Genomic DNA, 13,884 nt, shown 5'->3' with positions numbered 1-13,884 from the left:
GAATGCGGGCGTAATGTCTGCCGCGGCACTTACGGATGACTGACGGACATGGTAGCGACGGCAGAGGGGCTTCACCGAACGGACGCGGGCCGACCCTAGAATCCGGGCTCTTTCGCTCACGTCCCCCCGATGGCCTCCCCCGATCCTTTCGACCCCCAGAACCCGCCCGCCGTGCGGCGCAGCTCGCCGATGCGGCCGCTGCCAAGGCTCATCTTCGCCAGCCGCTGGTTGCAGCTCCCGCTCTACCTCGGCCTGATCGTCGCGCAGGGCGTGTACGTGGTGCACTTCCTGGTCGAACTGCTGCACCTGGTCGAGGCCGCTTTCGGTAGCCAGACCGCACTGCAGGCACTGATCAGCAGCATCGGCTACAAGACCACCGCCCCGATCACCGCGCTCAACGAGACGGTCATCATGCTGGTGGTGCTGGCCCTCATCGACGTGGTGATGATCTCGAACCTGCTGATCATGGTGATCGTGGGCGGATACGAGACCTTCGTGAGCCGCATGGACCTCGAAGGCCATCGCGACCAGCCCGAGTGGCTCAGCCACGTGAACGCGTCGGTGTTGAAGGTCAAGCTGGCCACCGCCATCATCGGCATCAGTTCCATCCACCTGCTCAAGACCTTCATCAACGCCGACAACTACACCGACCGCGTGCTCATTGCGCAGACGGTGATCCACATCGCGTTCCTGTTCTCGGCCATGGCCATCGCGTACACCGACAAGCTGATGTCCAAGGAGCACTGACCCGGCGACTACGACAGCGCTTCTTCCGGCTCCGCCTGGAAGATCCGCGTGAAGTCGCAGCAGGACTGCGCGAGCATGATGATCGAGGCGGTCAGCGCGCTGCGGTGCTCGCCCTTGTGCATGGCCACATAGGGAACCGGCGGCAGGGCCGGCACCACGTCCAGCACCGCCAGCATGCCGGCCGCGACCAGCGGTTCGAGGCACTGCCGCGGCAGATAGCTCACCCCCAGGCCCGACACGGTGAGCCCGGTCAGCGCGACCAGGTTGCTCACCACGATGACGTTGGAGGGCTCGACCCCGCGCTCCTTCATCCACGCGTCGTACACCCGGCCGGTGCCCGACGCATTGCCCTGCACCAGCATCCGGTAGCGCGCCAGTTCGTGCAGCCGCACCGGTCCGGCCGCGGGCACCAGCCCGGGTTTGCACATCCACGCGCTTTCCACCTTGCCGATCGCCTTGCCCGGAATGCGTGCGTCGGCAAAGGCATCGGGCACCATGATCAGGTCCAGTTCGTCCGCGAGCAGCTTGTCCCGCAACGACAGGCTGTCGTCCACGTCGGGCTCGATGGTGACCTTCGGGTAGTGCTGCTGGATCAGCCCGACCAGCCGCGGCAGCCAGGTCATCGCGGTCAGCTCGGTCACGCCGATGCGCACCCGGCGCTCGATGACTTCCGGCTTGCCGAACTGCTCGATCGCGGCGTCGCGCTGCTGCAGCAGCTTCTTCGCCAGCACGAACATCTCCTCGCCTTTTTCGGTCAGCCGGGCCGTGCGCAGGCTGCGGTCGAAGAGCTCGGTGTCGAACAGCCGTTCCAGCTCGTGCACCCGTTTGGACACGGCCGACTGGGAGGTGTTGAGCTTGTGCGCCGCCGGCCCGAAGCCGCCCAGTTGCGCGATCCAGAACAGGGCCTCGAGTTGCTTGAAGGTCATCACGGTGCGTTTCCGGTGCAGACAGCGTCGAATAGAACGCTTTAGGTGATCTGATTCCAGCACAAAAAATCGCTTTTTTAAATCTGTTCGTACTTTCAGAATTCGGTCGCACCTGTCCACCGCTTCCACCCGAAAGATGCCCATGAACTTCCGCCTGCCTCTCGCCATCGCTCTTGGCACTGCGCTCCTCGCCTCGAATGCCGCAGCCCAGGATTCCGACACGCTCAGCAAGATCAAGGCAAGCGGCACGATCCAGATCGGCAGCCGCGACAGCTCCATCCCCTTCTCGTACAAGCTGGGCAGCGCCAACGAACCCATCGGCTTCTCCAACGACATCTGCCTGAAGATCGTCGATGCGGTGAAGGCCAAGCTCGGCCTGCCCAGCCTGCGCGTGCAATACACGACGCTGACCTCGACCAACCGCATCCCGCTGATGCAGAACGGCACGGTCGACCTGGACTGCGCCACGACCACGAACTCGGTCGCGCGGCAGCAGCAGGTCGATTTCGCACCGAGCCACTTCGTCACGAACATCACCGTCGCGGTCAAGAAGAGCTCGGGCATCAAGTCGCTCGCAGACCTGGGCGGCAAGCCGGTGGCGACGGTCACGGGCAGCACCTCGATCCAGCTGCTGCGCAACTACCGCAAGGCCGAGAACATCGACGTGCAGGAGGTCTCGGGCAAGGACACGGCCGACGCGTTCCTGCTGCTCGCCAGCGACCGCGCCGCGGCCTATGTGCTCGACGACGTGCAGCTCGCCGGCCTGATCGCCACCGCGCCGAACCCGGCCGAGTACACGATCCTCAAGGACGTGGTGCTGCGCCAGGAACCCTACGGCATCATGCTGCGCAAGAACGATCCGCAGTTCAAGGCGCTGGTCGACCAGACCGTCGGCGGCCTGATGAAGTCGGGCGACATGGCCCAGCTCTATGCCAAGTGGTTCACCAGCCCGATCCCGCCGAGCAACGTGAACCTGAATTTCCCGATGACCGACGCCGTGCGCGAGGCCTTCCAGAACCCGAACAACAAGGGCGTCTGACGCGCCCACACACCGCTATTCCCCCGCATGTCCACCCACCATCCCCAGGGCCTTCTTTTCGCCGATGCGTTGCAGCAGCAGATCCGCGAGCGCTTCCTGAACGTCGACCATGACCACCGCGGGCGCGAGCGCCTCTACTTCGACAACGCGGGCGGCTCGTTCCGCCTGAAGGCCGCGGTCGAGCGCTTCGCGCAGATCGACGCGATCCCCGACAACGCGGAACGCATTCACGACATCGCCGAGGAACTGAAGGCGATCCAGTCGAAGGCCGTCGACGACGTCCGCGTGATTCTTAACGCCCACGGCGGCAGCGTGTACGCGTCGCTCACCGCCTCGGGTGCGATGTTCGACATGGTGCGCGCCATCGCCGAGAACGTGCCCGGGACCAACATGGTCACGACCGCACTGGAGCACCCGTCCGCCTTCGACGCGATGTCGATGTACGCCCAGCGGCTCGGCCGCGAACTGCGGGTCGCCAAAAGCAACCCGGCGACCGGCGGCGTGGACGTCGAGGAGATCGTGCGCCTGATCGATGCCGACACGGTGCTGCTCAACGTGATCTACGCGTCGAACATCTCGGGGGCCAAGCTCGACATCGAAGCGATCGTTCGGCGCGCGCGTGCCGTGAAGCCGGACCTGTACATCGTGGTCGATGCCGTGCAGCACGCACCGCACGGCCTGATCGACCTGCAGAAGACGCCGGTCGATGGCATCAACATCGCGCCGTACAAGTTCTTCGGCTGCCGCGGCTCGGGCATCGCCTGGGTCTCCGATCGCGCGGCCGTTCTGCCGCACCACAAGCTCGGCGGCAAACCGCCCGCCTTCTGGGATCTGGGCAGTTCGGCACCCTGGCAGTTCGCCGTGATCACCGAGATCGTCGACTACGTCTGCTGGATCGGCGGCCAGTTCTCGGCCGCGACCGATCGGCGCGCGCTCTTCGCCACGGGCATCGAACACATCGAGCTGCACGAACGCGCGCTACTGGCGCGCCTGCTCGACGGCAGCGAAGCCACGCCAGGCTTGCGCCGGATGGAGGGGGTGCACGTGTTCCTCGACCACGACGACCTGACGAAGCGCGACCTGATCATCGGCATCGGCTTCGACGCACTCGACTACACGCAGGCGGTGCAGGCGTACGCGCAGCGCGGCGTCACCGTCTACGAGCGGGTCGCGAGCAGCATCTACTCGAAGCGCATGCTGGCGTCCTTCGGCCTCGATGGCGCGGTGCGCATTTCACCGCTGCACTGCCACTCGGCGGCCGACGTGGACCGCTTCTTGCAGATCACGCAGGACCTGATCGCCTACCAGCGGTAGCCGAGCGTCGCCACCACCGTGCGCACGTCGCCGTACCGGCAGGTCGACAGGCAGTGCACGTAGCGCTTGTCGGCCAGGTTCTGCACCTTCAGGCTGGCCTGCCAATGGGCGTCGAACTGGTAGCTCAGCAGCAGGTCGATCACCGTGTAGCCGTCGGTCTCGCGCTCGGATGCGGACGCGGCCGTGACCAGCGGCCCCACGTAGCGCAGGCCCGCACCGACGCGCGCGCCCTGCAGGCCCAGCGCCGCGAGGTGGTAGTCGGCCCAGAGCGACGCGGTGTGGCGCGGCACGCCGACGGTGCGCTGGCCGACCAACGCCGGGTCGTTGTCAGCCACGGTGCGCGCGTCGGTGTAGTTGTAGGAGGCCACCACGCGGAGGTGGCGTGTCGGCGAGAAGCGGGCCTCGAGCTCGAGCCCGCGCGAGCGGACCTTGCCGGTCTGCACGTCGTAGGCGCTGTCGACCAGGTCTTCCGTCAACACATTCTTCTGCTGCAGCTGGTAGACCGCCGCGCTCAGCAGCGTCTGGCTGCCCTTCGGCTGGTAGCGCACGCCCAGTTCGTACTGCTCGCCCAGCACCGGCTTGAAGGGGTCGCCGGCGCGGTTGGTACCGCTGGCCGGGAAGAAGGACTGGCTGAAGCTCGCATACGGCGCCCACCCGTTGTCGAACAGGCGCACCAGGCCGACGCGGCCGGAAAACTTGCGGTCGTTTTGGTCGGTGCGCACGCCGGTTTGGTACGAATCCGTGCGGCTGTCCGACCAATCGTAGCGGCCACCGAGCACCATCACCCAGCGGTCGTCGAAGCGGATCTGGTCCTGCAGGTACAGGCCTTTCTGCAGTCCGATCTGGTGGGAGCCGGTGTTGGTCCTTCCCACCACGGGCAAGCGGCCGTACACGGGGTTGGCGAGGTTCAACGTGGGTGCCGTTCCGGAAAAGCGTTGGCCGTCGTAGTCCTTGCGATAGACGTCGAAGCCAGCCAGCCAGGTGTGCTGCCACAGACCGATATCGCGTTGCCACTCGAGATTGGTGTCGCTGGTGAGGGCGGAGGAATCGTCCGCGCGGGCGTCGTAGCGACGGGCCAGATTGCCGCGCGTCACGGCGCCCGGCGTGATGTAGTTGTAGTCGACCTTGGCCGCGTAGCGGCGCAGCCCGTGGCGCAGCTTCAGCCCGCCCTCGAAGCTCTTCTCGAACACGTAGCCCAGCGTGGTCATCCGGCCGTCGTAATGGTCGAAGCCGGGCTCGCCGGTGAACAGCGTGTAGGGGATCTTGAGGCCCGCCGTGCGACTGTAGATGGTGCTGTCGTACGCCATGGGGGCCACGAAACGGGTGTCGATGCGCTGCTCGCTGGCCAGCAGCGTGAGCGAGGTCGTAGCGTCGGGGCGCCAGGTCAGGGCCGGCGCGATGTAGCGCCTGTCGTCGTTCACCTCTGCCATCTGGGTGTCGCTCTCGCGCACTAGCGCCGTGAGGCGATACGACAGGGTGCCGTCCGCATTGAGCGCGCCCGCATGGTCGGTGGCGATCTGCCGGCGGTTGTTGCTCCCGCCTTCCACCAGGATCTCGTGCATCGCTTCGGCCGTGGGACGTTTGCTCACCGTGTTGATCAGACCACCGGGTGACATCTGCCCGTACAGCACCGATGACGGGCCGCGCAGCAGTTCGACGCGCTCCAGCCCGTACGGCTCCTGGCCGCCGTCGAACTGGGTGGCCTGCAGCTTCATGCCGTCGCGCAGCACGCTGCCCGTGCGCCCACCGGCGTCGAAGCCACGAATGACGTAGTCGTCCGCCAGGCGCGAGAAGCTCGAGGGCTGGCTGACGATGCTGTTCGCATACCCCAGCGCATCGGCGATCGAATCGGTCTTGCGCGCAGCCATCTCGTCGGCACCGACGACCGTGATGGACTGCGGCGTCTCGATGAGCGGCGTGTCGGTCTTGAGCGCCGTGCCGCTGCGATGCGCCACGTAGCCCTGCACCGGGCTGGTGGCAGAGGCCTCGGCGCCGTCGGCCGACACCGTGACCTCCTCCAGCGTGGGCGTGCTCGCTTGCGGACTGCGTTCGAGCGTCAGCGTCGCACCGCTTCGACGCACCCGCAGTCCGGTGCCACGGACCAGTTCGGCCAGCGCATCGTCGGTGCGAAGCAGGCCGCTGACCGCGTTGCCGCGCAAGCCGTCGGCCAGGCCGGCTGCGAAGACGATCTGCACGTCGGCCTGGCGCGCGAACAAGGCCAGCGCCGCCGGCAAGGGCTGCGCCGGGATGTCGAAGGCGCGGGTGGCCGGCGCAGGCACGACCTGGGCGGCGAGCGGAAGTGCGAAGGCCGCGAGCGCGGTCGCCGTCGCGGTCAGGGTGGCGAGACGCTTGTCGAGGGCGAATCTGGAAAGAGGAAAGCGTTGCATGGCGTTGGACCCGTCAGGAAAAAGGAAGATTCCTGACGACAACGGCCCAGCCTCGCGCCATCCTGAATGCAATTGCGGATCTTTTTTATTGGGCCGTGCGCGGTCCGATGGTCCATCGGTCGTCGGCCAGCACGGAACGCACGGCCACGATGTCGGGCAGTGCCCGCAGGAAACCCTCTGCCTGCGCGATGCGCACCTGGCCCGACAGCCGCAGCCCGGCCACGCGCGGGTCGACCGCCACAGGCCGCGGCAGGTAGCGCGCCAGGCGCTCGATGGCGGCGCCGAGCGGCATGTCCGACAGCACGAACACGCCGTGTCGCCAGGAGGCGGCCTCGGCCATCGCGCCCGGCGGGCGCTCGAACACCTGCGCGGGTGTGGCACCGGCATGTACCTGAAGCGAGTCGCCATCGGTCAGCGTGCGCTCGGCCCGCACCCGGCCTGCGGCATCGAGTGCTTCCACGCGCACCCTTCCCGACTCGACCTGTACCTCGACCGCGGCGCCCGGCAGGCGCTCCACGCCGAAGCGCGTGCCCAGCACTGTGATGCGCACCGAGCCCGAAGGTCCGTCGCCTTGGGTGGGCGCCCCCGGCACCTCGACCACGAAAGGCCGGTCGGTGTCGCGCACGACCTCCAGGAAGATGGCCCCCGCCATCAGGCGCACGCGACGGCTTGCCGCGAGATAGGCGGCCTGCACCTGGCTGCGCGCGTCCAGCGTCAGCACGCTGCCGTCGGGCAACTCACGGCGCAGCAGCCGCCCCTGGCCGGTCGCCAGCACCTCCTGCCATTGCGGCACGAACAGACGCCAGGCCTGCCAGCCGCCCAGCCCGGCGGTCATGCCGGCCACGCCCAGCAGGGCCGCCAGCGAGCGGCGCCGGCCTGCGCGCTGCGGGGTGGACGGCGCGGCGGTGCCCGTGTGCCAGCGCTCCATGGCCGTCTGCACCCGGTCCATCGCACGCATCATGTCGCGCTCGATCATGTTGCGCGACACGCCGTATTCCGCCGCCAGCACGGCCTGGTCCTCGCCATGCACGCGGTGCCGCAGGAAGACCTGCCGCGCGCGTTCGGGCAGCCCGCCAAGCGCCCCTTCGATCGCGGCGATCGCCTGCCGGTACATCAGCGCCTCGGTCGCATCCGGGCTCGTGCGTTCCTGCGAAGAATGCCCATCGGCATGCCGGAACACGACGCCGTGGTGGCGCTGCCGATCGGTGCTCAGGTTGCGCGCCATCGCGAACAGATAGGCCCGCGCCTCGCCGCCATCCGGCAGCGTCGGCAGCGCGCCCTGCTCCGCCAGTTCGGCCAGCCGCAGCCAGGTGTCGTGCGCCAGATCGCGCGCCTCGTCGGCCGAACCGGTGCGATGCGACAGGTAGCGCAGCAGATCCCGGTAGCTGGTGCGGAAGCTCTCCAGCAGCGCAGGACGCGCCGTGGCCTCGGGCACGCTCACTCAACGCCCGGTCATGTTCTCGGGCACGACCCACTGGTCGAACTGCTCGCCGGTGAGGTGGCCGGACGCGACGGCCGCTTCGCGCAGGCTCGTGCCTTCCTTGTGCGCCTTCTTGGCGATGTAGGCCGCCTTGTCGTAGCCGATGTGCGTGTTGAGCGCGGTCACCAGCATCAGCGAGCGCTGAACCAGCTCGGTGATGCGCTCGCGGTTCGGCTCGATGCCCACGGCGCAGTGGTCGTTGAAGCTCACCATGCCGTCGGCCAGCAGGCGCACGCTCTGCAGGAAGTTGTGCGCCACCATCGGGCGGAACACGTTCAGCTCGAAGTTGCCCGAGGCACCGCCGAAGTTGATGGCCACGTCGTTGCCGAACACCTGCGCGGCCAGCATCGTGACCGCTTCGCTCTGCGTCGGATTGACCTTGCCCGGCATGATCGACGAGCCCGGTTCGTTCTCGGGAATGCTCAACTCGCCGATGCCGCTGCGCGGGCCGCTGGCGAGCCAGCGCACGTCGTTGGCGATCTTCATCAGGCTGGCGGCCAGTGTCTTGAGCGCGCCATGCGCATGCACCAGCGCATCGACCGAGGCCATCGCCTCGAACTTGTTCGGCGCGGTGACGAAAGGCAGGCCCGTGAGCGTGGCCAGTTCGGCCGCGACCTGCTCGGCGTAGCCCTTCGGGGCATTCAGGCCGGTTCCGACCGCCGTGCCGCCCAGCGCCAACTCGCTCAGGTGCGGCAGCGCGGCGCGCACGTGCGCCTCGCCATGCGCGAGTTGCGCGACGTAGCCCGAGAACTCCTGGCCCAGCGTCAGCGGCGTGGCGTCCTGCAGGTGGGTGCGGCCAATCTTCACGATCTCCATGAAGGCGATCGACTTCTGCTCCAGCGTGCCGCGCAGCTTGGCGATGGCCGGCAGCAGCTTGTGCGTGAGCGCCTCGACGGCTGCGACGTGCATCGCGGTCGGGAACACGTCGTTGCTCGACTGGCTGCGGTTCACGTCGTCGTTCGGGTGCACCAGGCGCCCTTCCCCGCGCTCGCCGCCGAGCAGTTCGCTGGCGCGGTTGGCCAGCACCTCGTTGACGTTCATGTTGGTCTGCGTGCCAGAGCCGGTCTGCCACACCACCAGCGGGAACTCGCCCGGGTGCTGGCCGGCGATGACCTCGTCAGCCGCGGCCACGATGGCCTGCGTCTTCTTCTCGTCCTGCAGGCCGAGCGCGTGGTTCACCACCGCCGAGGCGCGCTTGACCTGCGCCAGCGCCTTGATGATCTCCTTGGGCTGCGTCTCGCCGGAGATGTCGAAGTTCTGCAGCGAGCGCTGCGTCTGCGCGCCCCACAGCTTGTCGGCAGGGACCTCGATGGGGCCGAAGGTGTCGCGTTCGACTCGGATGTTGGAGGGGGTCGTCATGAGAAAAAAGCTCCGCTGTCAAAATGGGGGGGTGTGCTTGCCGGAAGGAAGCACCGAAAAGTCCGCCAGCATAGCCCGAACGAGAACGACTCGCATTTGATCGAGCGTCCAACCCACGAAAACGTCATGACCACCACGATCCAGCAGGCCGACCTGATCGAGTCGATCAGCGCCGCGTTGCAATACATCAGCTACTACCACCCCGCCGACTACATCGCGCACCTGGCCAAGGCCTACGAGCGCGAGCAGAGCCCGGCGGCCAAGGACGCCATTGCGCAGATCCTGACCAACAGCAAGATGAGCGCGACCGGCCATCGCCCGATCTGCCAGGACACCGGCATCGTGAACGTGTTCCTCAAGGTGGGCATGGACGTGCGCTGGGGCGGCTTCACCGGCAGCCTGGACGACGCCATCAACGAAGGCGTGCGACGCGGCTACAACCACCCCGACAACACGCTGCGCGCGTCGGTCGTGGCCGACCCGCAGTTCGACCGCAAGAACACCAAGGACAACACGCCGGCCGTGATCTTCACCGAGATCGTGCCCGGCGATAAGCTGGAAGTGACCGTCGCAGCCAAGGGCGGCGGCAGCGAGAACAAGAGCAAACTGGCGATGCTCAACCCCGGCGACAGCGTCGTCGACTGGGTGCTCAAGACCGTCCCGACCATGGGCGCGGGCTGGTGCCCGCCCGGCATGCTGGGCATCGGCATCGGCGGCACGGCCGAGAAGGCGGCGCTGATGGCCAAGGAAAGCCTGATGGACGACCTCGACATGCACGAGCTGCAGGCCAAGAAGGCCTCGGGCGCCGAGTTGACCAAGGTCGAGGCGCTGCGCATCGAGCTCTACGAGAAGGTCAATGCGCTGGGCATCGGCGCGCAGGGCCTGGGCGGCCTGGCCACCGTGCTCGACGTGAAGATCCAGATGTACCCCACGCACGCGGCCAGCAAGCCGGTCGCGATGATCCCCAACTGCGCGGCCACCCGCCATGCGCACTTCACGATGGACGGCAGCGGCGCGGTCTACCTCACGCCGCCCTCGCTCGACCTGTGGCCGGACGTCGACTGGAAGCCCGACTACAACAAGAGCAAGAAGGTCGACCTCGACGCCCTCACGCCCGCCGAAGTGGCCAGCTGGAAGCCGGGCGACACGCTGCTGCTCAACGGCAAGATGCTCACCGGCCGCGACGCCGCCCACAAGCGCATCGCCGACATGCTGGCCAAGGGCGAAAAGCTGCCGGTGGACTTCACCAACCGCGTCATCTACTACGTCGGCCCGGTCGACCCGGTCGGCGACGAGGCCGTGGGCCCCGCCGGCCCGACCACCGCGACCCGCATGGACGGCTTCACCGAGATGATGCTGGCAGAGACCGGCCTGATCGCCATGATCGGCAAGGCCGAGCGCGGCCCGGTCGCGATCGAGGCCATCAAGAAGCACCAGAGCGCCTACCTGATGGCCGTGGGCGGTGCCGCCTATCTGGTCAGCAAGGCGATCAAGACCGCCAAGGTCGTGGGCTTCGCCGACCTCGGCATGGAAGCCATCTACGAGTTCGACGTGGTCGACATGCCGGTCACGGTGGCGGTCGATGCCGGCGGCACCAGCGCGCACATCACCGGCCCGGCCGAGTGGCAAAAGCGCATCGCCAGCGGCGAGTTCAAGACCATCGCGGTCGCTGCGGCCTGAGTTGAAGCGGCAGGCGTTCGACCCGGCCCTCGCGGCATCGAGCAGCGATCACCCGATCGGCGTGTTCGACAGCGGCATCGGCGGCCTGAGCGTGCTGCGGGCGCTGCAGGTCGAGCTGCCGCACGAACGCTTCGTCTACTTCGCCGACACCGCGCATGCGCCCTACGGCGAGCGCAGTGAAGCCTACGTGATCGAGCGAACACGCGCCGTGGCGTCCGGCCTGGTCGCGAAACACGGCATCAAGGCACTGGTCGTCGCCTGCAACACGGCGACGGCGGCGGCCATCCACGTGGTGCGAGCCGAGCATCCTTCGCTGCTCGTGGTCGGTGTCGAACCCGCGTTGAAGCCGGCCGTGGCGGCGAGCCGCTCGCGGCATGTCGCGGTGCTGGCCACACGCGGCACCTTGGCCAGCGCAAAGTTCGCGGCCTTGCATGCGGCGCTCGTGGCAGAGACGAGCTTCCACCTCGTGCCTTGCGACGGCCTGGCGCACGCCATCGAGTCGGGGGACGACGCGCGTATGGCCGCGCTCTGCGCGCAGTACGTCGGTGAGGCCGGCCGTTTCGGCGATGGCCCCGGCGAGATCGACACGCTGGTGCTCGGCTGCACCCACTATCCGCTGGTGTCCGACGTGTTCCAGCGCCTGGCCGGCGCCGACGTGCGCCTGCTCGACACCGGCGCACCGGTCGCGCAGCAGACGCGACGGTTGTTGACGAGTACCGGCCTGCTGCGCGCACGGCCCGCGGACGACGCATCGGTGCTGTTGGCGGCGAGCGGCGATCTGCCGCAGTTCAAAGTCGCAGCCGAGCGATGGCTCCTTGCGACGCCGGTCGCGGCTTCGACATCAACCAACGCATGAGCACAGCGCCGGTACTCCGCCAAGCCCTCTGCTTGCTCGGCCTGCTGTTTCTGTCAGGCGCCGCGCAGGCTGCCTGCGAAAGCGGCCTGGCCGAACGCATGCACGCGAGGCTGCACCCCGATCGGCTGCTCGACGAGCGACTGGCCGCCTGCAAGCCGTGGCCGGGCGCCCTCGGCCGCATCGTCGTCGTGCTGCCGATGCCGCGTCCGTCCGGCGATGCGAGCGCGACGACGATCTACGACCTTGAGGTCCTGCTGGTGCAGCGACCCGACAACGGGAACACCGAGCGCGACACCGTCATCGGCCGCCTGTTCCAGGCCGAGGCGCTGGACGAGGAAGGCGTCGCCATCCAGGAAATCCTGGTCGACACCGGCCGCTACGTGCTGGCGCCCGACGCGCGCGCCTTCGGCCTGCGGGTGCGCTACCGCGGCACGACCCGCGGCGACACCTTCGCGAGCGAGACGCTGCGCCTGTACGTCATGCAGAGCGGCAAGCTGCGCGAGGTGATGCAGGAGGTCGAGCTCGACAACGAGAGCGGCGAATGGAACGCCGACTGCACCGGCCGCTTCCGCCAGCTGCGTTCGATGCTCTCCACCCGGCCGAACCGCAACAGCGCCTTCGCCGACCTGGTGCTCGCACGCACCGTCGCCCAGAGCCGCGGGCAGATGCAGGAAGACGGCAGCTGCGCCGAGCAGGCCCAGCCGGCACAGTACGGCACCGTGGTGCTGCGCTACGACGGCGAGCGCTACCGTGTGCCGAAGGCGCTGCGCACGCCGTGACGGCCGACCGGCCGATTCAGCGTGACGCGCCCGATCCCGCTAACGCAGCGTCGCGGCCGCGCTGCATGCGGATCGGCAACAGCAGCAGCAGCCCGCCAACGAAGAAGACCGCCGTCGCGAGGATGGCCACGCGCTGGTTGCCGCCGGTGGCCCAGGTGATGGCTCCGTAGCTCAACGGGCCGACGATGCTCGCCAGGCGCGTCGCGAAGGACCACAGCCCGAAGAACTCGGCACTGCGCACCGGTGGTGCGAGGTAGCCCGTCATCGCGCGCCCGGCCGACTGGCTGGACCCCATCGACAGGCCCGCGATCGCCGCCGCCCACCAGAAGCCGCCCTTGGTCGTGACCGACGCGGCAATCACGCAGACGGCAATCCACGCAACCAGGGTGATGGCCAGCGCCAACCGATGGCCGATGCGGTCCTGCAGGTAGCCGAAGGCGAAGGCGCCCACCGCGGCTGCGAGGTTGAGCACGAAGATGAGCACCATCGTCTCCTGCGGCAGGAAGCCGATCACCTGCTCGGCGTAGATCGCCGCCAGCGTGATCGCGACCGCAACCCCGGCCTGGTAGCAGACGGTGCACGCCAGCACCCCCATGAAATCGCGGTAGCCGCGCGCCTCGCGGAAGGTCTTGCGCAACTGCGTCCAGGGACCCTCCGGCGCGCTGTCGGGCTGTGGCTCGGCACGTTCGGGCAACAGCGCGAAGGTGACGCAGGCGGCCAGCCCATAGACCGCTGCGGTGATCAGCATCGTGACCGGCACGAAGTGCGACGCCGGCAGACCACGCGCCTGCGACCACAGCACGTACGCCAGGCACACGCCCAGCGTCAGCATGCCGCCCACGTAGCCGAAGCCCCAGCCCCAGCCGCTCATCTTGCCCATGCCCTCGGGCGTCGCGAGTTCGGGCAGGAAGGCGCCGGTCAGGGACTCGCCGTAGGAATAGAAGGTGTTCGAGACGATGACCATCACCATGGCCAGCACCACGGCGTTCGCGCCGGTGACCTGGGGCGTCAGCGCCAGGGCGGCGGTCGCCACCACGCACCCTGCCGTCGCCATCATGAGCACGCGCTTCTTGGCGCCATGGCGGTCGGCCCAGGCGCCGATGGCGGGCATGGACACCATCACCAGCGCATAGGAAAGGCTCAGCGCCGCGGTCCAGGCGAACGTGGCCCATGCCGCGCCTTGTGCAACGCCGCCGACGAAATAGGCCGCGAACACGGCCGTGATGACGACCGTGGTGTAGCCCGAGTTGGCGAAGTCGTACATCACCCAGCCGAACACCTCGCGCTTGCGCACGCCCGGACGCAGCGCGGACATGG

General features: G+C 68.0%; 11 protein-coding genes. 6 read left to right on the top strand and 5 right to left on the bottom strand.

All coding sequences use genetic code 11. The annotated features are described in order from the left end of the window. Positions 1-129: 129 nt before the first annotated feature. Positions 130-747: a YqhA family protein gene (locus ACSFA2_RS14970; protein WP_435456099.1), complete on the top strand. Its 618-nt coding sequence runs from the start codon at positions 130-132 to the stop codon at positions 745-747. An 8-nt stretch (positions 748-755) separates the two neighbouring features. On the opposite strand, the gene ACSFA2_RS14965 is transcribed toward ACSFA2_RS14970, so the two are convergent. Beyond that, complete coding sequence (locus ACSFA2_RS14965; protein WP_435456098.1) at positions 756-1,673, bottom strand: LysR family transcriptional regulator; 918 nt, start codon at positions 1,671-1,673, stop codon at positions 756-758. Positions 1,674-1,815: 142 nt separating this feature from the next. On the opposite strand from ACSFA2_RS14965, the gene ACSFA2_RS14960 reads away from it, so the two are divergent. Together ACSFA2_RS14960 and ACSFA2_RS14955 are read left to right on the top strand one after the other, a co-directional pair. Further along, the gene (locus ACSFA2_RS14960) at positions 1,816-2,712 is read left to right on the top strand and encodes an amino acid ABC transporter substrate-binding protein (RefSeq protein ID WP_435456097.1); all 897 of its coding nucleotides are present in this window, start codon (positions 1,816-1,818) and stop codon (positions 2,710-2,712) included. Positions 2,713-2,739: 27 nt separating this feature from the next. Continuing rightward, positions 2,740-4,026: an aminotransferase class V-fold PLP-dependent enzyme gene (locus ACSFA2_RS14955; protein ID WP_435456096.1), complete on the top strand. Its 1,287-nt coding sequence runs from the start codon at positions 2,740-2,742 to the stop codon at positions 4,024-4,026. Here the strand turns inward: ACSFA2_RS14955 and ACSFA2_RS14950 are convergent. From ACSFA2_RS14950 to fumC, 3 genes are all read right to left on the bottom strand, one after another. Further along, positions 4,014-6,413, bottom strand: coding sequence for a TonB-dependent siderophore receptor (locus ACSFA2_RS14950; RefSeq protein WP_435456095.1), 2,400 nt, complete (start codon positions 6,411-6,413; stop codon positions 4,014-4,016). The two genes, ACSFA2_RS14955 and ACSFA2_RS14950, sit on opposite strands and share 13 nt — an antisense overlap. 85 nt (positions 6,414-6,498) lie before the next feature. Next, a complete protein-coding gene (locus ACSFA2_RS14945; RefSeq protein ID WP_435456094.1) occupies positions 6,499-7,854 on the bottom strand; it encodes a sigma-70 family RNA polymerase sigma factor in 1,356 nt (451 codons plus the stop codon). Continuing rightward, a complete protein-coding gene (gene fumC, locus ACSFA2_RS14940) occupies positions 7,855-9,252 on the bottom strand; it encodes a class II fumarate hydratase (RefSeq protein ID WP_435456093.1) in 1,398 nt (465 codons plus the stop codon). 126 nt (positions 9,253-9,378) lie between these two features. Between fumC and ACSFA2_RS14935 the strand changes: the two genes are divergently transcribed. From ACSFA2_RS14935 to ACSFA2_RS14925, 3 genes are read left to right on the top strand one after another with little or no spacing between them, the layout of a single operon-like run. After that, on the top strand, positions 9,379-10,932 hold the full coding sequence (locus ACSFA2_RS14935; protein ID WP_435456092.1) for a fumarate hydratase: 1,554 nt from the start codon (positions 9,379-9,381) through the stop codon (positions 10,930-10,932). A gap of 1 nt (position 10,933) precedes the next feature. Beyond that, positions 10,934-11,788 (top strand): glutamate racemase, encoded by an 855-nt coding sequence (gene murI / locus ACSFA2_RS14930; protein WP_435456091.1) that lies wholly within the window; start codon positions 10,934-10,936, stop codon positions 11,786-11,788. Further along, positions 11,785-12,567 carry a PA3715 family protein gene (locus tag ACSFA2_RS14925; protein WP_435456090.1) on the top strand — a complete coding sequence of 261 codons (783 nt, stop codon included), beginning with the start codon at positions 11,785-11,787 and terminating at the stop codon, positions 12,565-12,567. Before murI ends, ACSFA2_RS14925 begins: the two co-directional genes overlap by 4 nt. 16 nt (positions 12,568-12,583) lie before the next feature. Here the strand turns inward: ACSFA2_RS14925 and ACSFA2_RS14920 are convergent, their stop codons facing one another. Further along, a complete protein-coding gene (locus ACSFA2_RS14920; protein ID WP_435456089.1) occupies positions 12,584-13,882 on the bottom strand; it encodes an MFS transporter in 1,299 nt (432 codons plus the stop codon). Positions 13,883-13,884 lie beyond the last annotated feature (2 nt).

This window comes from Variovorax cryoconiti, assembly GCF_051216395.1.
In the GTDB taxonomy this organism is placed as follows: domain Bacteria; phylum Pseudomonadota; class Gammaproteobacteria; order Burkholderiales; family Burkholderiaceae_C; genus Variovorax.
The sequence above is the reverse complement of the archived record's forward strand: the minus strand, read 5'-3'. Positions and strand labels throughout refer to the sequence as shown.

What these genes read in the sequence shown, in the direction of transcription:
- ACSFA2_RS14970 (WP_435456099.1), top strand. Translation starts at nt 130, where the DNA reads ATGGCCTCCCCCGATCCTTTCGACCCCCAGAACCCGCCCGCCGTGCGG.
- ACSFA2_RS14965 (WP_435456098.1), bottom strand. Translation starts at nt 1,673, where the DNA reads ATGACCTTCAAGCAACTCGAGGCCCTGTTCTGGATCGCGCAACTGGGC.
- ACSFA2_RS14960 (WP_435456097.1), top strand. Translation starts at nt 1,816, where the DNA reads ATGAACTTCCGCCTGCCTCTCGCCATCGCTCTTGGCACTGCGCTCCTC.
- ACSFA2_RS14955 (WP_435456096.1), top strand. Translation starts at nt 2,740, where the DNA reads ATGTCCACCCACCATCCCCAGGGCCTTCTTTTCGCCGATGCGTTGCAG.
- ACSFA2_RS14950 (WP_435456095.1), bottom strand. Translation starts at nt 6,413, where the DNA reads ATGCAACGCTTTCCTCTTTCCAGATTCGCCCTCGACAAGCGTCTCGCC.
- fumC (WP_435456093.1), bottom strand. Translation starts at nt 9,252, where the DNA reads ATGACGACCCCCTCCAACATCCGAGTCGAACGCGACACCTTCGGCCCC.
- ACSFA2_RS14935 (WP_435456092.1), top strand. Translation starts at nt 9,379, where the DNA reads ATGACCACCACGATCCAGCAGGCCGACCTGATCGAGTCGATCAGCGCC.
- ACSFA2_RS14925 (WP_435456090.1), top strand. Translation starts at nt 11,785, where the DNA reads ATGAGCACAGCGCCGGTACTCCGCCAAGCCCTCTGCTTGCTCGGCCTG.
- ACSFA2_RS14920 (WP_435456089.1), bottom strand. Translation starts at nt 13,882, where the DNA reads ATGTCCGCGCTGCGTCCGGGCGTGCGCAAGCGCGAGGTGTTCGGCTGG.